The organism is Pseudomonas simiae (assembly GCF_900111895.1).
Taxonomy (GTDB): domain Bacteria; phylum Pseudomonadota; class Gammaproteobacteria; order Pseudomonadales; family Pseudomonadaceae; genus Aquipseudomonas; species Aquipseudomonas simiae.
Window position 1 is genome coordinate 553,137 of sequence record NZ_FOKB01000002.1, and the last position, 20,424, is coordinate 573,560.

Annotated in this window: 19 protein-coding genes; 5 read left to right on the top strand and 14 right to left on the bottom strand. The window is 61.1% G+C overall.

The genetic code is table 11. The features are described 5' to 3' along the window. Positions 1–7 precede the first annotated feature (7 nt). Complete coding sequence (locus BMZ57_RS08515; protein WP_003172176.1) at positions 8–370, top strand: diacylglycerol kinase; 363 nt, start codon at positions 8–10, stop codon at positions 368–370. 3 nt (positions 371–373) lie between these two features. Here the strand turns inward: BMZ57_RS08515 and BMZ57_RS08520 are convergent, their stop codons facing one another. Then, positions 374–1,300, bottom strand: coding sequence for a LysR family transcriptional regulator (locus BMZ57_RS08520; RefSeq protein ID WP_010212678.1), 927 nt, complete (start codon positions 1,298–1,300; stop codon positions 374–376). A gap of 123 nt (positions 1,301–1,423) precedes the next feature. On the opposite strand from BMZ57_RS08520, the gene fpr reads away from it, so the two are divergent. After that, complete coding sequence (gene fpr, locus BMZ57_RS08525; RefSeq protein WP_003189055.1) at positions 1,424–2,203, top strand: ferredoxin-NADP reductase; 780 nt, start codon at positions 1,424–1,426, stop codon at positions 2,201–2,203. A gap of 147 nt (positions 2,204–2,350) precedes the next feature. Here the strand turns inward: fpr and tsaA are convergent, their stop codons facing one another. From tsaA to rimO, 5 genes are all read right to left on the bottom strand, one after another. Then, a complete protein-coding gene (gene tsaA / locus BMZ57_RS08530) occupies positions 2,351–3,046 on the bottom strand; it encodes a tRNA (N6-threonylcarbamoyladenosine(37)-N6)-methyltransferase TrmO (RefSeq protein ID WP_010212676.1) in 696 nt (231 codons plus the stop codon). 3 nt (positions 3,047–3,049) lie between these two features. After that, a complete protein-coding gene (locus tag BMZ57_RS08535; protein ID WP_069672351.1) occupies positions 3,050–3,511 on the bottom strand; it encodes a YehS family protein in 462 nt (153 codons plus the stop codon). 65 nt (positions 3,512–3,576) lie between these two features. Beyond that, positions 3,577–4,287: an rRNA pseudouridine synthase gene (locus BMZ57_RS08540; RefSeq protein ID WP_042571732.1), complete on the bottom strand. Its 711-nt coding sequence runs from the start codon at positions 4,285–4,287 to the stop codon at positions 3,577–3,579. A gap of 125 nt (positions 4,288–4,412) precedes the next feature. After that, a complete protein-coding gene (locus BMZ57_RS08545; protein WP_021492456.1) occupies positions 4,413–4,883 on the bottom strand; it encodes a GNAT family N-acetyltransferase in 471 nt (156 codons plus the stop codon). A 97-nt stretch (positions 4,884–4,980) separates the two neighbouring features. Continuing rightward, a complete protein-coding gene (rimO, locus tag BMZ57_RS08550; RefSeq protein ID WP_005785474.1) occupies positions 4,981–6,321 on the bottom strand; it encodes a 30S ribosomal protein S12 methylthiotransferase RimO in 1,341 nt (446 codons plus the stop codon). 288 nt (positions 6,322–6,609) lie between these two features. Between rimO and BMZ57_RS08555 the strand changes: the two genes are divergently transcribed. Both BMZ57_RS08555 and BMZ57_RS08560 read left to right on the top strand, forming a co-directional pair. Then, positions 6,610–8,511 (top strand): potassium transporter Kup, encoded by a 1,902-nt coding sequence (locus BMZ57_RS08555; protein WP_010212670.1) that lies wholly within the window; start codon positions 6,610–6,612, stop codon positions 8,509–8,511. Between the two features lie 127 nt (positions 8,512–8,638). Continuing rightward, the gene (locus tag BMZ57_RS08560; protein WP_010212669.1) at positions 8,639–9,745 is read left to right on the top strand and encodes an NADH:flavin oxidoreductase/NADH oxidase; all 1,107 of its coding nucleotides are present in this window, start codon (positions 8,639–8,641) and stop codon (positions 9,743–9,745) included. 47 nt (positions 9,746–9,792) lie between these two features. Here BMZ57_RS08560 and BMZ57_RS08565 read toward each other — a convergent pair whose 3' ends face one another. Beyond that, positions 9,793–10,962: a DUF418 domain-containing protein gene (locus BMZ57_RS08565; RefSeq protein WP_069672350.1), complete on the bottom strand. Its 1,170-nt coding sequence runs from the start codon at positions 10,960–10,962 to the stop codon at positions 9,793–9,795. Between the two features lie 2 nt (positions 10,963–10,964). Then, positions 10,965–11,561, bottom strand: coding sequence for a TetR/AcrR family transcriptional regulator (locus BMZ57_RS08570; protein ID WP_021492454.1), 597 nt, complete (start codon positions 11,559–11,561; stop codon positions 10,965–10,967). A 255-nt stretch (positions 11,562–11,816) separates the two neighbouring features. Between BMZ57_RS08570 and BMZ57_RS08575 the strand changes: the two genes are divergently transcribed. Continuing rightward, positions 11,817–12,002 carry a hypothetical protein gene (locus BMZ57_RS08575; RefSeq protein ID WP_010212665.1) on the top strand — a complete coding sequence of 62 codons (186 nt, stop codon included), beginning with the start codon at positions 11,817–11,819 and terminating at the stop codon, positions 12,000–12,002. Positions 12,003–12,102: 100 nt separating this feature from the next. On the opposite strand, the gene BMZ57_RS08580 is transcribed toward BMZ57_RS08575, so the two are convergent. The 6 genes from BMZ57_RS08580 to BMZ57_RS08605 all read right to left on the bottom strand — a co-directional run bounded on the left by BMZ57_RS08580 (position 12,103) and on the right by BMZ57_RS08605 (position 20,366). Further along, positions 12,103–13,728, bottom strand: coding sequence for a glucan biosynthesis protein D (locus BMZ57_RS08580; protein ID WP_010212664.1), 1,626 nt, complete (start codon positions 13,726–13,728; stop codon positions 12,103–12,105). A 345-nt stretch (positions 13,729–14,073) separates the two neighbouring features. Continuing rightward, a complete protein-coding gene (locus BMZ57_RS08585; protein WP_010212662.1) occupies positions 14,074–15,936 on the bottom strand; it encodes a flavin monoamine oxidase family protein in 1,863 nt (620 codons plus the stop codon). Between the two features lie 63 nt (positions 15,937–15,999). Next, the gene (locus tag BMZ57_RS08590; RefSeq protein ID WP_010212660.1) at positions 16,000–17,424 is read right to left on the bottom strand and encodes a gamma-aminobutyraldehyde dehydrogenase; all 1,425 of its coding nucleotides are present in this window, start codon (positions 17,422–17,424) and stop codon (positions 16,000–16,002) included. Between the two features lie 177 nt (positions 17,425–17,601). Further along, positions 17,602–18,411, bottom strand: a complete 810-nt coding sequence (locus BMZ57_RS08595) for an ABC transporter permease (RefSeq protein ID WP_021492451.1) — start codon at positions 18,409–18,411, stop codon at positions 17,602–17,604. After that, the gene (locus BMZ57_RS08600) at positions 18,401–19,330 is read right to left on the bottom strand and encodes an ABC transporter permease (RefSeq protein WP_010212656.1); all 930 of its coding nucleotides are present in this window, start codon (positions 19,328–19,330) and stop codon (positions 18,401–18,403) included. The genes BMZ57_RS08595 and BMZ57_RS08600 overlap by 11 nt, the downstream gene beginning before the upstream one ends. A gap of 1 nt (position 19,331) precedes the next feature. Next, positions 19,332–20,366, bottom strand: coding sequence for an ABC transporter ATP-binding protein (locus BMZ57_RS08605; protein WP_069672349.1), 1,035 nt, complete (start codon positions 20,364–20,366; stop codon positions 19,332–19,334). Positions 20,367–20,424 lie beyond the last annotated feature (58 nt).

Genomic DNA, 20,424 nt, shown 5'->3' on the forward strand with positions numbered 1-20,424 from the left:
TACGTCTATGTCGCCTTTCAAGGGTCAAACCGGTATCAAACGTATCTTCAATGCAGGGGGGTATTCCCTCGATGGCCTGCGCGCAGCATTCACTGGCGAGGCGGCGTTCCGCCAGTTGGTGTTGCTCAACGTCATCCTGATCCCGCTGAGTTTTTTCCTGAATGTCAGCCGGGTCGAGCGTGCCTTGCTCATCGCGGTGTGCCTGCTGGCGTTGATCGTCGAGTTGCTCAATTCGGCGGTGGAGGCGGCGATCGACCGCATCTCCCTGGATCGACACCCGCTGTCGAAAAACGCCAAGGACATGGGCAGCGCCGCCCAATTCGTCGCGCTGACCATGATCACCCTGGTCTGGGCCGTGATCCTGATCTAACCCTCAGGCAATGCTCGGCAGCACGATCTCGTCGCTGCGCTGCACCCCAGCGGTGAAGGCGCGGCACAGCTCCAGGAATTCTCGCATCGCCGAGGTCTGGTACTTCTGTTTGTGCCAAATGAAGTAGAACTGCCGGGCCAGGTCGAGGTCCGGGGTTTCCACCGGCACCAGGCTGCCACGGCGAAACGCGTCACGCAGCGCCAGCCGTGAAATGCAGCCAATCCCCAGCCCTGACTCCACCGCTCGTTTGATCGCCTCGGTATGCTCCAGCTCCAGACGGATATTCAGCGCGCTACGGTGATGGCGCATGGCTTGGTCAAAGGTCAGGCGTGTGCCTGAGCCTTGTTCCCGCAGGATCCACGCCTCATGGGTCAACTCGTCCATGCTCGCCACGCCACGCTTGGCCAGGTGATGCTGCGGCGCGCAAAACACCACCAGTTCATCTTCCACCCAGGTTTGCACCTCGATGTCCGGGTGGCTGCAGTCGCCTTCTATTAGACCCAGGTCAATTTCGTAGTGCGCTACCTGGTGCACGATATGGGCAGTGTTCTGCACATGCAGCTTCACCTGGCTCTCGGGGTGTTGCTGCATGAAGCTGCCAATCAACAGGGTCGCCAGGTAATTGCCGATGGTGAGGGTGGCGCCGACCGCCAAGGAACCGAAGCCGGATTTGCCGTTGAGCAAGTCCTCGATCTCCTTGGCCTGGTCCAGCAGCGCCACCGCCTGGGGCAAAAGCTGATGACCGAGCGCGTTGAGGCTCAGGCGCTTACCCGCGCGGTCGAATAATTGGCAGCTGGATTGGCGCTCCAGCTCAGTGATCGAGGTGCTGGCGGCGGATTGAGATAAGGCCAGAAGGCCAGCAGCGCGCGAGACGCTTTCCTGCTGGGCGACGGCGACGAAGACTTGCAGTTGACGGAGAGTAAATCGCATATCGATATAACCGATAACCCTTATCTTAATAATCCAGTTAACAGATATTGTCGCCGCCATTAGAATGCTGTGCAATTGCGCAACTACATTTGGCGCAGACCCATTTCCAGGAGTCCCCCGTACATGAGCAACATGAACCACGAGCGTGTCCTCAGTGTTCATCACTGGAACGACACTCTGTTCAGCTTCAAGTGCACCCGCGATCCGGGCCTGCGCTTCGAGAACGGTCAGTTCGTGATGATCGGCCTGCAACAACCCAACGGCCGCCCGCTCATGCGCGCTTACTCCATTGCCAGCCCGAACTGGGAAGAGCATCTGGAGTTCTTCAGCATCAAGGTGCCGGATGGCCCGCTGACTTCCCAATTGCAGCACTTGAAGGAAGGCGACGAGATCATCATCAGCAAAAAACCGACAGGCACCCTGGTGCTTGACGATTTGAAGCCGGGCAAACACCTGTACCTGCTCAGCACGGGCACTGGCCTGGCTCCCTTCATGAGCGTGATCCAGGACCCGGAAACCTACGAGCGCTTTGAAAAAGTGATCCTGTGCCACGGCGTGCGTTACGTCAACGAAGTCGCGTATCGCGAATTCATCACAGAGCACCTGCCGCAGAACGAGTTCTTCGGCGAAGCCCTGCGCGACAAGTTGATCTACTACCCGACCGTGACCCGCGAGCCGTTCGAAAACGAAGGGCGCCTGACCGACCTGATGCGCAGCGGCAAGCTGTTCAGCGACATCGGACTGCCGCCGATCAACCCCGAGGATGACCGCGCGATGCTGTGTGGCAGCCCAAGCATGCTTGACGAAACCAGCGAAGTGTTGAACAGCTTCGGCCTGAAAGTTTCGCCACGGATGCGTGAGCCGGGTGATTACTTGATCGAGCGGGCGTTCGTCGAGAAATAAACACTGATCCAAAAATGTGGGAGCCAGCTTGTGTGGGAGCAGGCTTGCCTGCGATGCAGACGCCTCGGTCTTTAGTTAAACCGAGGTGATGCAATCGCAGGCAAGCCAGCTCCCACAAAAAGCAGCTCCCACACTGGTTTTCGGGGTTTATCCCGCTGGAAGCACTTCCAGCACACAAATCACCCCAGCCTCGGGATAGTGCCAACGCACATCCACGTCCCAGAACTGTGCGCCATATTCCCGTTCTGGCCCTGGCGTCTGGTACGCCGGCCGTGGATCCTGTGCCAGGCACTGATCGATCAGTTCCACCAGTGGCTCGCCAAGGCGCTGGGCATGGCCTTGTGCCTGTTGCAGGGCAGTCTTCAGCCACTGCACGGGGATCAGCTGCGGCGCGCCGCTGGCGATGTCGTTGGTGGCCGTGTCGACGATGTCGGCATACGGCACATACGGCTTGATATCCAGCACCGGTGTGCCATCGAGCAGATCAATCCCGGAGATCCACAGCCGCCCCGGCTCCACCTTGTCCAGCTTCACCACTGACTGGCCGATGCCATTCGGGCGGTGCGTGGCGCGGGTGGCGAACACGCCCATGGACGTATTGCCACCCAGGCGAGGCGGGCGCACTTTCAGGCGGGGCTTGTCTTCCAGGGCTTGGTGGAACAGGAACAGCAACCACACATGGCTGACCTGCTCCAGGCCCTGTACTGCCTCGCCACCGTCGAACGGCGCCACCAGCTCCAGCACGCCACGGGCGGCCGGTGCCAGTTGCGGTTGGCGTGGGATGGCGAACTTCTCCTTGAAGCAGGAGCGCACGAAGCCGACGGGCGAGACGTTGTAACTCATGGCTTACGCGCGAACCCGCAGGGTCAGGCCCTTGAGGAAGTTGCGCAGCAACTGGTCGCCGCATGGGCGATAGTTGGTGTGGCCGAACTTGCGGAACAGCGCGCTCAGCTCAGGCTTGGACACCGGGAAATCGGCGGCTTTGAGGATGGCGTGCATGTCGTCTTCCTTCAGCTCGAAGGCCACGCGCAGCTTCTTGAGGATGATGTTATTGGTCACCGGGGTTTCGATCGGCTGTGGCGGACGGCTTTCGTCCTTGCCGCGCTTGAAGATCACCAGGCCATCGAGGAAGTGCGCCATGACTTCATCCGGGCAGAACACGAAGCCTTCCTCCTCATCTTTCTTGAGGTAGGTCAGCAGGTCGTCCTTGGTCACGTCCATGCCGCCGAGCTTGATGATCTCGACCATCTTGTTGTCGCTGATGTCGAGCATGTAGCGCACGCTGCGCAGTACGTCGTTGTGAATCATGGTGGGCAATCCTGGTATTCAACTGAGGGCGCCGCCCATCAGGCGGCGCCGGGAAAAAGGGCGGCTTAGAACTTCTCTTTGCCGGACAGGTAACGCCATTGGCCGACCGGCACCTTGCCGATGGACACGCCGCCGATGCGGATACGACGAATGGCGATGACTTTGAGGCCAACCGCTTCACAGAACAGCGCGATCACGCCTGGCTGCGGGTTTTTCATCGCGAAGCGCAGGCGGTTTTCGTTCTGCCAACTGGCTTTGACCGCCGGCAGTTCCTTGCCTTTGTAGGTCAGGCCGTGGTTCAGGCGATTGAGGCCGTGGGCAACCATGTCGCCTTCGACTTCCACCACATACTCCTGCTCGATCTTGGCGGCATCGGCGGTCAACTTGCGCAGAATCTTCCAGTCCTGGGTAAACACCAGCAGGCCGCTGGCCTTGGCTTGCAGGTCGGCACTGGCGGTGAGGCGCAGGAAGTGGCCCTTGAGCGGGCGCTTGCCGAAGCGGTGTTCCTCCGAGAGCGTCTCGGCGCTGATCGATGCCATGGCCGTCTCGGCATCTATGCCGGCCGGGGCGTGCAGCAAGATGGTCACCGGCTCGGGCACGGTGGCCTTGGCGTCCGGGTCGAGTGCGACCTTCTGGGTGGTGACCTTGAACTGTGGTTCGTCGATCACTTCACCGTCCACCGAGACCCAGCCGCCTTCGATGAACAGCTCAGCCTCCCGACGGGAGCAACCGACCAGTTCGATAAGGCGTTTGGAGAGGCGTATGGGGTCAGTCATGACATGGGCCGTAGCAAAAGGGGGCAGCTATTGTACCTGCCTGGCGCCGGTTAATCCCGGCCCCATTTCAGTGCCGTCGCTTTTTGTGGGCGCTGGCTTGCCTGCGATGGCATCGCCTCGGTTCGTCAGCCACTGCGCAGGTGTTGCTGCTGGCGCAAACGCATATGCAGCAACGGATAGGGCTGGCCCAGGCCGTCATGCTCCGTGCGCCCGATCACCTCGAACCCCTGTTTGAGGTAGAAGCCCAAGGCCTGGGGATTCTGCTCGTTCACTTCCAGCTCGTCGGCATTCATATGCTCGATCGCATAGCGCAGCAATTGCCGGCCAAGGCCCTGGCCACGGTGCTGCGGGTCGATAAACAGCATCTCGACCTTGCCTGCGGCGACGCCGGCAAACCCGGTGATGCGTTGGTGCGAGTCTTTGGTGCAAATCAGCATCACCGTGTCCAGATAGTGAGTCAGCACGAGGTTCCTCAGTAGCTCGATGTAGCTGTCCGGCAGGAAATCATGGGTAGCCCGCACCGAGGACTCCCAGATTTCAGTCAGTTTTTGATAATCGCTGGATTTAGGTGTGTGGATAACCGAATGCCGACGCATGCTCGCTGCCCCTGCCGATGATTGGCGATGGGCAAACGATAGACCTAAAAAAGCCCCACATCTTGATCAGATGCAGGGCTTTTTACAGTGTTACCGATCAGTCGCGCTTTTCAGCCCACAGGTCGTATTCGTCGGCATCGGTCACGGTGCACCAGACCTTGTCGCCCGGCTTCAGGCCGCTGGCGTCGTCGATAAACACGTTACCGTCGATTTCCGGTGCATCGAAGAAGCAACGACCAACCGCGCCTTGTTCATCGACTTCGTCGATCAGGACTTCGATTTCCTTGCCGATGCGCAGTTGCAGGCGCGCCGAGCTGATGGCCTGCTGGTGCGCCATGAAACGCTCCCAACGGTCCTGCTTGACGTCGTCCGGCACCACGGCCAGGTCCAGCAGGTTGGCCGGGGCACCTTCAACCGGCGAATACTGGAAGCAGCCGACGCGGTCCAGTTGGGCCTCGGTCAGCCAGTCCAGCAGGTACTGGAAGTCTTCCTCGGTTTCGCCGGGGAAGCCGACGATGAACGTCGAGCGGATGATCAGTTCCGGGCAGATCTCGCGCCAGTTCTTGATGCGCGCCAGGGTCTTGTCTTCGAAAGCCGGGCGTTTCATGGCCTTGAGCACTTTCGGGCTGGCGTGCTGGAACGGAATGTCCAGGTACGGCAGGATCTTGCCGGCGGCCATCAGCGGGATCAGCTCGTCCACATGCGGGTACGGGTAGACATAGTGCAGGCGCACCCACACACCCAGGCTGCTGAGGGCTTCGCACAGTTCGGTCATGCGGGTTTTTACCGGCGCGCCGTTCCAGAAACCGGTGCGGTATTTCACGTCGACGCCGTAGGCGCTGGTGTCCTGGGAGATCACCAACAGCTCTTTGACGCCGGATTTGACCAGGCGCTGGGCCTCGTCCAGTACGTCGCCGACCGGGCGGCTGACCAGCTTGCCGCGCATCGATGGAATGATGCAGAAGCTGCAGCTGTGGTTGCAGCCTTCGGAAATCTTCAGGTATGCGTAATGGCGTGGTGTCAGCTTGATGCCCTGCGGCGGCACCAGGTCGATCAGCGGGTTGTGGTCCTGGCGCGGTGGCACCACGTCGTGCACCGCGTTGACTACCTGCTCGTACTGCTGCGGGCCGGTCACCGCCAGCACGCTCGGGTGCACGTTGCGGATATTGCCTTCTTCCACGCCCATGCAGCCGGTCACGATGACCTTGCCGTTTTCCTTGATCGCTTCGCCGATCACTTCCAGGGATTCCGCCTTGGCCGAATCGATAAAGCCGCAGGTGTTGACCACCACCACGTCGGCGTCCTGGTAAGTGGACACAACGTCATAGCCTTCCATACGCAGTTGCGTGAGGATGCGCTCGGAGTCGACCAGAGCCTTCGGGCAACCCAGGGAAACAAAGCCAACCTTGGGGTTGGCCTTTGCGATGGTGGTGGACATGTCTAACCTCGGTATTGAATGACGCCGCCAGTCGGGCACGACAGGGCTGCGGACGGGCGCTTAGTGCGCCTCTGATCAAAAAGTGCGCAATTCTAGCGACGGGCAACGCACTTGACCAGCTTTATGCAGGGAAATGCGACGAGTGCTGCGCTATGCTTCGCGCCGTTGCGCGTAGGTAAAGTCCTAAGGTCAACAAAACGTCTGTTACGAGAAGTAAAACAGCGCATGCTAGGGTCAGCTTAGACGCGTTGTAATAAAAGACCGCAGGTCAAAGGGCAGGAGTTGTTGATGGGTCACGCGAGTAATCAGGCAGCAGGTGCCGAGCATTCAAACGCCAAGCCGATTGGTATGCTGGTGGCAGCGGTTGGGGTGGTTTATGGCGATATCGGGACCAGCCCGCTCTACACCCTTAAAGAGGTGTTCAACGGCGGTTATGGGGTTCAGGTCAATCATGACGGCGTGCTGGGGATCCTGGCGCTGATCTTCTGGTCGCTGATCTGGGTGGTGTCGATCAAATACATGCTGTTCGTGCTGCGCGCCGATAACCAGGGCGAGGGCGGCATCATGGCGCTCACCGCACTGGCACGACGGGCGGCGGGGGAGCGCAAGAAGTTGCGCAGTTTCCTGGTGGTGTGTGGCCTGTGCGGCGCGGCGCTGTTCTACGGCGACAGCATGATCACCCCGGCGATTTCCGTCTTGTCCGCTGTTGAGGGCTTGGAGCTGGCCTTCGACGGCCTGGAAAAATGGGTAGTGCCGATCGCTCTGGTGGTTCTGGTCGCGCTGTTCCTGATCCAGAAACATGGCACCGACCATATCGGCAAGCTGTTCGGTCCGGTGATGGTGACCTGGTTCCTGGTGCTGGGTGGTTTGGGTGTGTATGGCATCACCCTGCACCCTGAAGTGCTCAGTGCCATGAACCCGATCTGGGCGGTGCGCTTCTTCGAGGCTCATCCTGGGATTGGCGTGGCCATCCTCGGCGCGGTGGTGCTGGCACTGACCGGCGCCGAAGCCCTCTACGCCGACATGGGCCACTTTGGCCGCAAACCCATCGCTCGCGCCTGGTTCATGCTGGTGTTGCCGGCGTTGGTGCTCAATTATTTCGGCCAGGGCGCCATGCTGCTCGGTGATCCGGAAGCCGCGCGCAACCCGTTCTACTTGCTGGCGCCTAGCTGGGCGCTGATCCCGCTGGTGGTGTTGTCCACCCTGGCCACGGTGATTGCGTCCCAGGCGGTGATTTCCGGTGCGTTCTCGTTGACGCGCCAGGCGATCCAGCTGGGCTACATCCCGCGCATGCATATCCAGCACACTTCCAGCGCCGAACAGGGCCAGATCTACATCGGCGCGGTGAACTGGTCGCTGATGGTCGGTGTGATCCTGCTGGTACTGGGCTTCGAATCGTCCAACGCATTGGCATCGGCCTACGGCGTGGCGGTGACCGGCACCATGCTGATGACCACCATTCTGGTGTCGGCAGTGATGCTGCTGCTGTGGAAGTGGCCTCCGATTCTGGCCGTGCCGGTCCTGGTCTGCTGCCTGTTGGTGGACGGCCTGTACTTCGCTGCCAACGTGCCGAAGATCATCCAGGGCGGCGCCTTTCCGGTGCTGGCGGGGATCGTGCTGTTTGTGCTGATGACAACCTGGAAACGCGGCAAGCAATTGCTGGTGGACCGCCTCGATGAGGGCGGCCTGCCGTTGCCGATCTTTATCGGCAGTATCCGCGTGCAGCCGCCCCATCGCGTGCAGGGCACCGCCGTGTTCCTCACCGCGCGCCCGGACGCCGTGCCCCACGCGCTGTTGCACAACCTGCTGCACAATCAGGTGCTGCATGAGCAAGTGGTGCTGCTGACGGTGGTCTACGAGGATATTCCCCGCGTGCCGGCCGCACGGCGGTTCGAGGTGGACGCCTACGGCGAAGGCTTTTTCCGCGTGATCCTGCACTTTGGTTTTACCGACGAGCCGGACGTGCCCGAAGCGCTGAAGTTGTGTCACCTCGATGACCTGGACTTCAGCCCGATGCGCACCACCTACTTCCTCAGCCGCGAAACGGTGATCGCCTCGCGGATCAAGGGCATGGCCCGCTGGCGTGAGGGGTTGTTCGCCTTCATGTTGAAGAACGCCAACGGCAACCTGCGCTTCTTCAAACTCCCGGTAAACCGGGTGATCGAACTGGGTACCCAGGTCGAAATGTAAGCTGTTGCTGCACGGGGGCCGGCAATCGGCTCCCGCTTTCCTTTCTGAACCCTGTGCAATCCAGCGTTGTCGACTAGGCTCTAAGCACCGTTTGAATAGTGCCCACAGAACCCAGAAGAGGTGCGCCATGAGTCAGCTGCTCGAACCCTACACGCTCCGTCAATTGACCCTGCTAAACCGCATCGCGGTCTCGCCGATGTGCCAATACTCGGCGCAAGATGGCCTGGCCAATGATTGGCACCTGGTGCACCTTGGCAGCCGTGCCGTCGGTGGTGCCGGGCTGATTTTCACCGAAGCCACCGCCGTAACTGCCGATGGCCGCATTACCGCCCAGGACCTTGGGTTGTGGAATGACGCACAGATCGAACCGCTGCAACGCATCACGCGTTTCATCGCTGCCCAAGGCGCGGTGGCCGGTATTCAACTGGCCCACGCCGGGCGCAAGGCCAGCACTCATCGGCCTTGGATCGGCAAGCATGGCAGCGTCAAAGTGGAAGAGGGCGGCTGGACACCGGTGGGGCCATCACCCATTGCCTTCGACCCCCAGCACACCCCACCCAAGCAGTTGGACGAAGGCCAGATCCAGCAAGTGATCGCCGACTTCGTCGCCGCCGCCAAGCGCGCGTTGACCGCAGGCTTCGAAGTGGTGGAAATCCACGCGGCTCATGGTTATCTGCTGCATCAATTTCTCTCACCCATCAGCAACCAGCGCCAGGACCAGTACGGCGGCTCGTTCGAAAACCGCATCCGCCTGGTGCTGCAAGTGACCCAGGCTGTGCGTGATGTCTGGCCCCAAGAGCTGCCGCTGTTTGTGCGGGTCTCGGCGACCGACTGGGTGGAAGACGGCTGGAACCCCGATGAAACCGTGGAGCTGGCGCGTCGCCTGAAGGACTTGGGGGTGGACCTGATCGACGTCTCGTCCGGTGGCACCGCCGCCAATGCCGAGATTCCCACCGGCCCCGGCTACCAGACCCGCTTCGCCGAGCGCGTGCGCAAAGAGTCGGGCATGGCCACCGGCACCGTTGGCATGATCACCGAGCCAGCCCAGGCCGAGCACATCCTGCGCACCTGTCAGGCGGATATCATCTTCCTGGCCCGCGAGCTGTTGCGTGACCCGTACTGGCCGTTGCATGCCGATGATGACCTGGGCGGGCGCAAGGCCATCTGGCCGGCGCAATATCAGCGAGCGACGCACCGGGATCAGCCGATTCATGAGTCGGACCTGCGCGATTGACCTTATGGGCTCTGCCATAACCCACCGCTGACCACGGTGGGTTTTTTCTAGGCCGTGCGCCGCCAGTTCGCCCAGGCCCACAGCGTCGCCGCGCGTAGCAGCCACTCCATCGGCCCATAAGGGTGGGTACGCAGCCAGCGTGCACTCAGCCACAGTTGCAGGGCAAAGATCCCAAGTGCCACAGGCAACATCAGCAGCGGGGCGAGCGTGTTGATCAGGCCTGCGCCATAGCCGCTGAACAGCAACCCCAGCAGTACCGATTGCAGCAGGTAGTTGCTCAGGGCCATCTTGCCCACCGGGGCCAGCCAGTGGCACAGCCAAGGCCCGGCGGCAGAGCTGAACAGTGCGAGCATAAGCAGGGCATAGGCGGCGCTCAACAACGGTGCCGTGAGTTGCCCCACGCCAAAGGCAAAGGTTTCCAGGCCGCCACCGGGGGCATAGGCGGCGCTCAAGGCATAGATCATTGCGCCCAACAGGCCTGCGGGCAGTGTGATGAGCAGCAAGCGGCTTAGGCGCGGCTGCCAGGCGTACGGGGCTACCAACAGCTGGCGTCGTCCGGCGGCATAACCGAAGAAGAACATCGCCAGGGCGCTAGGCCCTTGCAACAACCATAACGCCTGCACGGTGCTCCACAGATGGCCACTGTGAAAACGCAGGGTATCCACTGCACTGCCAGTAAACGCCACGAGTTTGTCTGCGGCGTCGGGGCTTGAGACCCCGGTCAGGTTGCCTTCCAATGCTTGCAGCACACCCAGCAGCATCCACGCCGAACAGGCGGTCACCACCAGGCAAATGCCCCAACGGTACGCCTTGGCCGGAGACAGGTTGCGAGCCGCCAATAGCACCAGGCCGAGCAAGGCATAGGTGGAAAGAATCTCCCCGTAATACAGTGCAGCGCCGTGGGCCAGCCCCAGGGCCAGCAGGGCCAATTGCCGGCGCACCATTCGCGGTGCGAAAGCAGCATTGGCACGTTCGGCGGCGGCCATCTGTAAGGTAAAGCTGTAGCCGAACAGAAAGGAAAACAGCAGGTAGAACTTGGTTTCGAACAGCAGCGAAATGACAAACCGGACCACGTGGTCGACGGTGCCGGCATAGTCGGGGTTGGTGAGGGTTGATGCGTAATAAGGGTCGGCGAACGCGCAGATATTCACGGCCAGAATGCCAAACAGGGCAAAGCCGCGTAACGCATCGACGTGCACCAAGCGTGTCGGGGTCATCTTCAGCGCCCTTGCAGCAGGTGCACCACCAGGCCGCGCAGCACTTGCGTCTGTTGGTCCGGGTGGAAGTCCGCATCGGCTGCGACGCGGGCGAACATGCCATCGATCAGGGTGGCCAGCCAACTGGCGGCTTCAGGCGCAGAGAGTGATGTGTGAAGTTGCCCGGCGCGGTCGGCGGCTTTGATCAGCGCTTCCAGGCCTTCGCGCAAATAGCGGTCGTTGGCCTTCATCAGGTGTGCCACCGCTTCATCGCGGTGGCCCAAAGCGGAAATCTCCAAGGCCAGGCCGGCGTAGTGGCGGTCGCAGGCCAAATGGCAGGTGTGGTCGACAAACGCCAGCAAAGTCGCCATCGGGTCTTCGGCGTCGGCCAGAGGTGCCATGCCCTGCCGAATCTGCTCACCTTCGCGCGCCACCAACGCCAGCAGCACTTCATGCTTGCTGGCGAAGTAATGGAACAGGTTACCGGCGCTCATTCCGGCGGCGGTGCAGATGTCGGCTGTGCGGGTAGCGACAAACCCGGCTTCGGCGAAACACCGGGATGCGGCATCAAGCAGCGCCATGCGCTTGGTTTCGCGTTGTTGCGGATCGACGGTGCGCATAGTGGGTTCATTAATTAATTGAGTGGTCACTCAATTAAATGGTGCGTAGGAAAATACTGCAAGCTTTTTGCTCAAAACCCATTATTTAAGTTTTTACTCTAAAAAATCCCACGCTTGGCAAGATCGTTTCTACGCTTAGAGTAAGTCTGATTTCTGGCCCAGGAAGTCAGTCGGTTTGTTCATTGAGGCATTGCGCTTCATGGGCGGCGGTTATGGGCAAAGGGAGTATTTGATGGATATCAGGAGAAGCAGTCCATGGCCAAGTCCTATGGTGTAGCGGGGGTGGTGGCGTCGTTTCTGGCCCGCAGTGTGTCTTTGCGGGGCCGAAGGCTGAGTTCGGATGAGGTGGAACTGCTGACGCAGTATCGCGCCCTGACCGAGAGCGATCAGGTGGCGATGCGCTATTTGATGGGGGCGATGAAGAGTGTGTCGCGGTTTTGAGCACCTGTAGGCGCTGGCTTGCCAGCGATGCAGGCACCGCGATGCGTCAGTCGCACCGCAGTGATGCCATCGCCGGCAAGCCAACGTCTACAAGGGACGATCAGGTGTACTTACGCTGGTCCGGTGCCGGCGGGAAGTACTGATACAACCAGGTTTCACTCAAGGTGCGGTCCTGGGTGCGGATAAACAAGCGCAGTTCCACCGGCTCCACGCTGTCGCTGGTTGGGTACCAGTCAAACAGAATGCGGTAGCCCTTGATGTTATCCAGCACCAGCACGCTGAAATCCTTGACCTGACCGTGGGAGCACGTCACCACCGGCTCGATCCCGGTGCCCGGTGGCAGGCGATCCAGGCCGCCGCCCTTGAAGTCCACGGCAAAACGGCGCGCCCACACCGGTGGGTAGTGTTCACCTGGTGCCCAACCTTCGGTAAAGCCTCCCATCCCCGAACGAGTAGCGTCGACTTGCGCCAACGGTGTACTTACCGGTGGCAGCGCGCTCCAGTACAGCTTGTAGCCGTAATTGAGCGAGTCGCCGGCCGCCACGGGTTTTTTCGGGGTCCAGAAGGCCACGATGTTGTCGAGGGTTTCGCCGGTTGTAGGAATTTCCAACAGGTCGATGGAGCCTTCGCCCCAGGCAGTGGTCGGTTCGACCCACAGGCTTGGGCGCTTGCTGTACCAGTCCACAGTGTCCTGGTAGCTGGCGAACTCATGGTCGGTCTGCACCAGGCCAAAGCCTTTCGGGTCTTTGTCGGCGAACGCGTTGAATTGCAACTTGGCCGGGTTGTTCAGCGGGCGGCAGATCCACTCGCCGTTGCCGCGCCACATCGCCAGGCGGTCCGAATCGTGGATCTGCGGGTGGATGGTGTCGCACATACGGCGTTCGTGAGTACCGCAGCTGAACATGCTGGTCATTGGTGCGATACCCAGTTGTTCAATGGTGGTACGCGCATTGATGTGCGCGTCGATCGCCATCACCACCTGGTTGGCCTGGCAGTCGATATCGAAGCGGTAGGCGCCGGTAGCGCTCGGCGAATCGAGCAGGGCATAGACCACGAAGCGTGTGGCGTTCTTGTCCGGGGTTTCAAACCAGAACTGCGTGAAGTCGGGAAACTCCTCGCGTTTTTTTGCGTAGGTGTCGATGGCCAGGCCACGGGCGGAAAGGCCGTACTGCCCGGTACTGTCCACCGCGCGGAAGTAGCTGGCGCCGAGAAACGACAGCACGTCATGACGGTCCAGCTCCGGCGCCTTGAACAGCTTGAAGCCGGAAAAGCCCAGGTCGCCAGTCAGTTGCTGGGTGTCGACGGTGGTCTTTTCATAGTTGAACAGCGACGGCCGGAAATGTACCTCTCGCGCTTCGCGGGTCTTGGGGTCAACACTGTGCATGCGCACCGGGGTCTTGAAGCCCATGCCGACGTGGAAGAACTGCACGTCCAATTGGCCGTTCAATTCCTTCCACAGCGAATGGTTACCGTCGTAGCCGATGGCGTTGAAATTCTGGGGCGTCATGGTCGCCAGTGTCGGCGGCAGTACCTGTTTGGTGTCCTTGTAAGCGGTCCCGGCGAGTTGTTTGGCCTGGGCCTTGAGCGATTCGAAGTCGAACGCCACGGCCTTGCCATCGGCAGCACGGTTCCCCGCCCAGGCTTGGGCGGCGAGCAGGCCGCTGGCCGACAAACCGGTGTAAGCCGCAATGGCCATGGACGCTTTGAGCAAATTCCTGCGGTGCATAGAGACAACCTGTCGTGAGCAAATCCCGCGCCGTTCCTGGCACGTGCTGGATCAGAAATTACGGTTCGGACATGCCTTCGACCAAACGCAACGGACATTAAACAGACGCTGGATAGCTTAAGCGGTTCGATGACGTAGGAAAATTGATTGATGGCGGGGTGATGGCGTTGCAAGTGAAACAAGGTGTTGCAGGGGGGGCGAGCGAACACACTCCTCAGGAAAGAAGACGACCCCATGTAGGAGCGGGCTTGCCTGCGATGGCATCAGCTCGGTCAGACTGGAGGCCGAGTCGACCGCATCGCAGGCAAGCCCGCTCCCGCATTGGGTTCAGGCGTCAGGTCACGTTCAGGCCACTTCGCCCGCTGCCCTGTACGCCTCATCAATCGCCGCATGGGCATACGCACTCCACGCCGCATCCGAGTTAGCGATACTCACATGCCCCACCGGCTTTTTCGCCAGCTTCATCAACGCTTCGCTTTCATCGGCATCATCGAACAAGCTGTTGGAGAAGGTCGCATAACCGTGTGACCAGCGGTTGACAGTGATCGCCAGGATGTCGGTCTCATGGTTGAACCCACCCGGCCCGAGCATACGTTGCAACTGATCGCGCAACTGCGCCTCCAACTGCTCGAACGTCTGCCCATACAGTTTGCCCCGCCCGGCACGGGCCTGGTCGCGGGCGTTCATGCCGCTGTTGGGGCTGGTGGGCACGTAGACCATGTGCAAGCCGATCGGCTGTGTCGGGTCGCGCGGGTGGTCGTAGCCTCCCATGCTCACCGGGTAGTCCAACTTGATGCGGCTGTAAGGCTGGGTCGCCGCGTAGATCTCATGCACGCCCAGTGTCTGGAACGACTGCCAATTACGGATCACCACCTTGGTGTACACCAGCGGGTATTTTACGTTCTGGCTCAGGGCATGGGCCTGCGGCGCCGGCAGATCCTTCAACAGGTACGGGATCATCATGTTGTAGCAGGCCAGGATGCAGCGTTTGCCGCGCACCTGTGCGAGTTGTCCGCCACGGCTGTAGCCGATATGCACGCCGTTGTCGACGTTACGCACGCTGACCGCCGTGCTGTTCAAGCGCAATCGCACGGCTGCCTTGGGCTGGTCGAGCTTGGCGTAGTCGAACGTCGCCAGCACGATATCGTCCATGGTATGCCCTGGCGCCACGCCCGGGATCAGGCTGCGCACCAGCAAGCGCGCCACCGAGGCATTTCCATCGGGGAAGTGGTAGATGTAGGGCTCTTCCATTTCCGCTGCCGCTTCTTCGCTGATGGGCGCCAGGTTCATCCCGGCAAAGCCTGGGAAACCCACGCTGTAGGCGTCAGCCGAAGCGACGGCATCAATGCTCAACGCCATGAAGTCATTGGTGCGGCTCTGGAAATACTTCACCGCGCCTTCCGATAATCCTACGTTCTTGAGCAGAAAGTCGCGGTAGCTGGTTGCTGCCAAGTAGTCGGCCTTTTCTTCGGCAGTCTTGCCCGGCAGGTAATCCTTGGGCGCCATGTGCAGCTCGATCAGGGCCTGGCGGTCTGCCGCTGGCAATGGGAAGTCATTGATGAAATCGCGGATGGCGCGGGCATTCAGCTGGCCTGGTGCAACATCGTCAGCCACCATCGGGGTCGGGTCGCCGGTCACCAGTTTGTCTTCGCCGAAGTTTTCCTTGTCGAAGAACACCCCGCGCGAGAGCCCCAGGCCTGGGTAGAACTGGCGATCGAAGGCGGTTTCAAAGCGCTTTATATTCACCCCGAGCGTTTTCAACAGCCCGTTCACTTCCTTGCTGTACAGGTGGTTGGGCGACTGGAAAGCCTCGCTCCCGCCGTAGCCGATGATCATGCGGCCACCGGCCTGGAATTCGTTGCGCTTGGCGTGGCCGCCGAAGTCGTCGTGGTTTTCCAGGATCAGGATCTTCGCCTTGGGGTGTTTTTCGCGGTAGAACCACGCCGCCGACAAACCACTCAAGCCACCACCGACCACCACCAGGTCGTAATCCTCGGTGATCGGCAGTTTGTCGGTGTCGAACACCTTCTTTTCCCAGCCCATTTGGTGCGCCACTTCGAACGAGCCGGCATGGCTGCCGCGCAGGCCGGTGAGGGCAGGTGGGTAGTAACGGCCATCGGGGGCGGCTTGCAGGATTTGCAGCGGGGTCATGCCAGCGGCAATCGTGATGGCGACGCCGTTGAGGAAGTCGCGGCGGGTGATATCCATGGGAGATCCTGAAAATTATTGTTATAGGTTCCCGGCATCCAGAACGGATGCCGGGTTAAATCGTCAGTGCTTGAACATCACATGGCGCACGCTGGTGTAGTCCTCCAACCCATACATGGACATGTCCTTGCCATACCCGGACAGTTTCTGACCGCCGTGGGGCATTTCGCTGACGAGCATGAAGTGGGTATTCACCCACGTGCAGCCGTACTGCAGGCGTGCGGCCAAGCGGTGGGCGCGTCCTACATCGGCGGTCCACACGGACGACGCCAGGCCGTAGTCCGAATCGTTGGCCCAACCGAGCACCTGCGCTTCATCAGTGAACCGGGTCACCGATACCACCGGCCCGAACACTTCGCGGCGCACGATCTCATCGTCCTGCTGCGCGTCGGCCAGCACGGTCGGTTCAAAGAAGAAGCCATTGCCTTCCACCGCCTTGCCGCCGGTGACCAGGCGAATGTGCGACTGCGCCACGGCGCGTTCGACGAAACCTGCGACACGGTCGCGATGCTGCGCGGTAATCAATGGGCCCAGCTCGGTGGCCGGGTCATCCTGCAAGCCGTACTTGATGCTGGCGACCGCCGCGCCGAGTTTCTCGACAAACTGCTCGTAGATCTCCGCTTGCGCGTAAATCCGACAGGCTGCGGTGCAATCCTGACCGGCGTTATAGAAGCCGAAGGTGCGGATGCCTTCCACGGCGGCGTCGATGTCCGCGTCGCTGAAGATGATCACTGGCGCCTTGCCACCCAGCTCCATGTGCATGCGCTTCACGCTGTCGGCGGTGCTGGAGATGATGTTTGCGCCGGTGGCGATGGAGCCGGTCAGCGACACCATGCGCACTTTCGGGTGGTTCACCAGCGGGCTGCCGACGGTTGGCCCGCGGCCGAACACCAGGTTGAGCACACCGGCCGGGAAGAGGTCAGCGGCCAGTTCGACCATGCGCAGGGCCGTCAGCGGGGTTTGTTCCGACGGCTTGAGCACCACGGTATTGCCGGCGGCGAGGGCCGGGGCGATTTTCCAGGCAACCATCATCAGTGGGTAGTTCCACGGTGCGATGGACGCAATCACGCCCACCGGGTCGCGGCGGATCATCGAGGTGTGGCCGGGCAGGTATTCACCGCCTGCCGAACCGCTCATGCAACGGCTGGCGCCGGCAAAGAAACGGAATACATCGGCAATCGCCGGGATCTCATCATTCAAGGCGGCGCTGTAGGGCTTGCCGCAGTTGTCCGATTCCAGCTGGGCCAGCTCTTCGCCGTGGGCTTCGATCACGTCCGCCAGTTTCAGCAGCAACAGCGAGCGGTCTTTGGGTGCGGTTTGCGACCAGCTTTCGAACGCCGCATCGGCTGCGCGCACGGCGGCGTCGACCTGGGCTTCGCTGGCTTCGTTGATTTCCACCAGCACGCGGCCGAGCGCCGGGTTGAATACAGCCTGGGCCGGGCCTTCGCCTTCTACCAGTTGGCCGTTGATCAGCAGTTTGGTTTGCATGGTTCAGCTCTCCTAAAACGAGTGTTTACCCCTGAGCAAATGCGGTTCAAATGTGGGCGCTGGCTTGCCCGCGACAGCGGTGGATCAGCCAGCCGATTCATCAACTGACAGCCTGCGATCGCAGGCAAGCCAGCTCCCACACTGATCCGTGTTTCTTCAGTGGCAGGGTCTTGTCAGTTATTTACCGCCACTCCCCGCCACGCTTTCACCGCCGCGGGTCAGGTAATAGGCACCGAGAATCGGGAACATCGTCACCAGCATCACCAGCATGGCGACCACGTTGGTCACCGGCACATCCCGTGGGCGGCTGAGCTGGTTGAGCAGCCACAAGGGCAAGGTGCGCTCGTGGCCGGCGGTGAAGGTGGTGACGATGATTTCGTCGAACGACAGCGCAAAGGCGAGCATGCCGCCGGCCAGCAGTGCCGAGCCCAGGTTGGGCATGATGATGTAGCGGAAGGTCTGCCAGCCGTCGGCACCCAGGTCCATCGACGCTTCGATCAGGCTGTGGGAGGTGCGGCGCAAGCGTGCGATGACGTTGTTGTAGACGATCACTACGCAGAAGGTCGCGTGGCCGACGATGATGGTGAACATCCCCGGCTCGATGCCCAGCGTCTTGAAAGTCGCCAGCAACGCGATACCGGTGATGATCCCCGGCAGCGCAATCGGCAGGATCAACATCAGCGACACACCTTGCTTGCCGAAGAACTCGCGGCGATACAGCGCAGCCGAGGCCAGGGTGCCGAGCACCATGGCAATCAGGGTAGCGATGGCCGCAATCTGCAACGACAGCTTGATGGCTTCCAGCACGTCCGGCCGGGCGAACGCCACGCTGAACCACTTCAGGGTGAAGCCCTGGGGCGGAAAGCTGAACGCGGCTTCTTCGGTATTGAAGGCGTAGAGAAAGATGATCAGGATCGGGAAGTGCAGAAACACCAACCCGCCCCAGGCTGCAATCTTCAGACTCATACTTGATTTTTCAGAGTGCATCGAAGGCCCCCAGGCGTTTGACGATGGACAGGTAAACCGCGATCAGCACGATCGGTACCAGAGTGAACGCCGCCGCCATGGGCATGTTGCCGATGGCGCCTTGCTGGGCGTAGACCATGCCGCCGACGAAGTAGCCGGGCGGGCCCACCAATTGCGGCACGATGAAGTCGCCCAGCGTCAGCGAGAAGGTAAAGATGGAGCCGGCGGCAATCCCCGGAATCGACAGTGGCAGGATCACCTGCATGAAGGTCTGACGCGGCTTGGCGCCAAGATCCGCCGAGGCTTGCAGCAACGACGGCGGCAGTCGTTCCAGGGACGCCTGGATCGGCAGGATCATGAACGGCAGCCAGATGTAAACGAACACCATGAAGCGCCCCAGGTGCGAGGTGCTCAAGGTGCTGCCGCCCACGCCGGGAATGCCCAGCACGAACTGCAACACCGGCTCCAGGCCCAGGTGCTGCACGAACCACTGCGCTACGCCGCCCTTGGCCAGCAGCAAGGTCCAGGCATAGGCCTTGACGATGTAGCTGGCCCACATCGGCATCATCACCGCGATGTAGAAAAACGCCTTGGTCTTGCCCGTGGTGTAGCGCGCCATGTAGTAGGCAATCGGGAAAGCAACGATGGCGCTGGCGATCGACACCGCGATCGCCATGCTCAGGGTGCGCACGATGATGTCGAAGTTCGACGGCTGGAACAGCGCGGCGAAGTTGGCCAGGGTCAGGTCCGGCGTGACCGCCATGGTGAAGTCGTCAAACGTATAGAAGCCTTGCCACAGCAGGGTCAGCAGCGAACCCAGGTAGATCGCGCCGAACCAGATCAACGGCGGCACCAGCAGCATCGCCAGGTAGAGGTTGGGCTTGCGGTACAGCAGGTTGGAAAACCTGCGCATCGGCGGTTGGGAAAGGGCCAGGCTCATGTCACACCTCGCCTGCGATATCGGTCAGCGGCACCATGGCTTCACGGGCCCAGCGCGCGGTGAGGGTCTGGCCGACCTGGTGCCCGGCAGTGGTGTCCAGCCACTGGTTGTTGGCGCGGCTGATATTCAGGGCCTGGCCGTTTTCCAGCTTCAATTCATAGCGGGTGGCGCTGCCCTGGTACTGGATATCGTGGAGCAAACCGCTGATTTCCACTTCGCCGGTGCCCAGCGGGCCTTCGGCAAACCGCACATGTTCCGGGCGGATCGAGAAGGGTTGCGCGGTGCCGCCGAGGCGCTGGGCCAGCTCGCCACGAATCACGTTGGAGGTGCCGACGAACTCGGCGACGAACGACGTGGCCGGTTTCATATAGAGGTTGCGCGGCGTGTCGACCTGTTCGATGTGGCCTTTGTTGAACACCGCTACGCGGTCGGACATCGACAACGCTTCGGTCTGGTCGTGGGTCACGAAGATAAAGGTGATGCCCAGTTGGCGTTGCAGCTTCTTCAACTCACTTTGCATCTGCTCGCGCAGCTTGAGGTCGAGGGCTCCCAGGGGTTCATCGAGCAGCAACACCCGTGGGCGGTTGACCAGAGCGCGAGCCAGGGCGACACGTTGGCGTTGGCCGCCGGAGAGCTGTACCGGCTTGCGGTCGCCATAGCCGCCGAGGGCGACCATTCCCAGGGCTTCTTCGGCACGGTTCATACGCTCGGTCTTGCCCACGCCCTTGACCTTGAGGCCGTAGGCCACGTTGTCGCGCACATTCATATGGGGGAACAGTGCGTAATCCTGGAATACAGTGTTGACGTCACGCTGATACGGCGGCAACCCCGCGGCTTCCTCGCCATGGATGCGGATCGAGCCCGCGCTCGGCTGCTCGAACCCGGCTATCAGGCGCAGGCAGGTGGTCTTGCCCGAGCCGGAAGGGCCGAGCATGGAAAAGAACTCGCCGTCCTGGATATCGATGGAAACCCGGTCAACGGCTTTCACTTCGCCGAACTGACGGGAAACGTGAGTGAATTGGACTGCAAGCGTCATGGTGCGGTGCTCCAAAAAGGCGCGGGTCGTCGCAGCGGCCCGGCCTGGACTTCTGAAA

What these genes read in the sequence shown, in the direction of transcription:
- BMZ57_RS08515 (WP_003172176.1), top strand. Translation starts at nt 8, where the DNA reads ATGTCGCCTTTCAAGGGTCAAACCGGTATCAAACGTATCTTCAATGCA.
- BMZ57_RS08520 (WP_010212678.1), bottom strand. Translation starts at nt 1,300, where the DNA reads ATGCGATTTACTCTCCGTCAACTGCAAGTCTTCGTCGCCGTCGCCCAG.
- fpr (WP_003189055.1), top strand. Translation starts at nt 1,424, where the DNA reads ATGAGCAACATGAACCACGAGCGTGTCCTCAGTGTTCATCACTGGAAC.
- tsaA (WP_010212676.1), bottom strand. Translation starts at nt 3,046, where the DNA reads ATGAGTTACAACGTCTCGCCCGTCGGCTTCGTGCGCTCCTGCTTCAAG.
- BMZ57_RS08535 (WP_069672351.1), bottom strand. Translation starts at nt 3,511, where the DNA reads ATGATTCACAACGACGTACTGCGCAGCGTGCGCTACATGCTCGACATC.
- BMZ57_RS08540 (WP_042571732.1), bottom strand. Translation starts at nt 4,287, where the DNA reads ATGACTGACCCCATACGCCTCTCCAAACGCCTTATCGAACTGGTCGGT.
- BMZ57_RS08545 (WP_021492456.1), bottom strand. Translation starts at nt 4,883, where the DNA reads ATGCGTCGGCATTCGGTTATCCACACACCTAAATCCAGCGATTATCAA.
- rimO (WP_005785474.1), bottom strand. Translation starts at nt 6,321, where the DNA reads ATGTCCACCACCATCGCAAAGGCCAACCCCAAGGTTGGCTTTGTTTCC.
- BMZ57_RS08555 (WP_010212670.1), top strand. Translation starts at nt 6,610, where the DNA reads ATGGGTCACGCGAGTAATCAGGCAGCAGGTGCCGAGCATTCAAACGCC.
- BMZ57_RS08560 (WP_010212669.1), top strand. Translation starts at nt 8,639, where the DNA reads ATGAGTCAGCTGCTCGAACCCTACACGCTCCGTCAATTGACCCTGCTA.
- BMZ57_RS08565 (WP_069672350.1), bottom strand. Translation starts at nt 10,962, where the DNA reads ATGACCCCGACACGCTTGGTGCACGTCGATGCGTTACGCGGCTTTGCC.
- BMZ57_RS08570 (WP_021492454.1), bottom strand. Translation starts at nt 11,561, where the DNA reads ATGCGCACCGTCGATCCGCAACAACGCGAAACCAAGCGCATGGCGCTG.
- BMZ57_RS08575 (WP_010212665.1), top strand. Translation starts at nt 11,817, where the DNA reads ATGGCCAAGTCCTATGGTGTAGCGGGGGTGGTGGCGTCGTTTCTGGCC.
- BMZ57_RS08580 (WP_010212664.1), bottom strand. Translation starts at nt 13,728, where the DNA reads ATGCACCGCAGGAATTTGCTCAAAGCGTCCATGGCCATTGCGGCTTAC.
- BMZ57_RS08585 (WP_010212662.1), bottom strand. Translation starts at nt 15,936, where the DNA reads ATGGATATCACCCGCCGCGACTTCCTCAACGGCGTCGCCATCACGATT.
- BMZ57_RS08590 (WP_010212660.1), bottom strand. Translation starts at nt 17,424, where the DNA reads ATGCAAACCAAACTGCTGATCAACGGCCAACTGGTAGAAGGCGAAGGC.
- BMZ57_RS08595 (WP_021492451.1), bottom strand. Translation starts at nt 18,411, where the DNA reads ATGCACTCTGAAAAATCAAGTATGAGTCTGAAGATTGCAGCCTGGGGC.
- BMZ57_RS08600 (WP_010212656.1), bottom strand. Translation starts at nt 19,330, where the DNA reads ATGAGCCTGGCCCTTTCCCAACCGCCGATGCGCAGGTTTTCCAACCTG.
- BMZ57_RS08605 (WP_069672349.1), bottom strand. Translation starts at nt 20,366, where the DNA reads ATGACGCTTGCAGTCCAATTCACTCACGTTTCCCGTCAGTTCGGCGAA.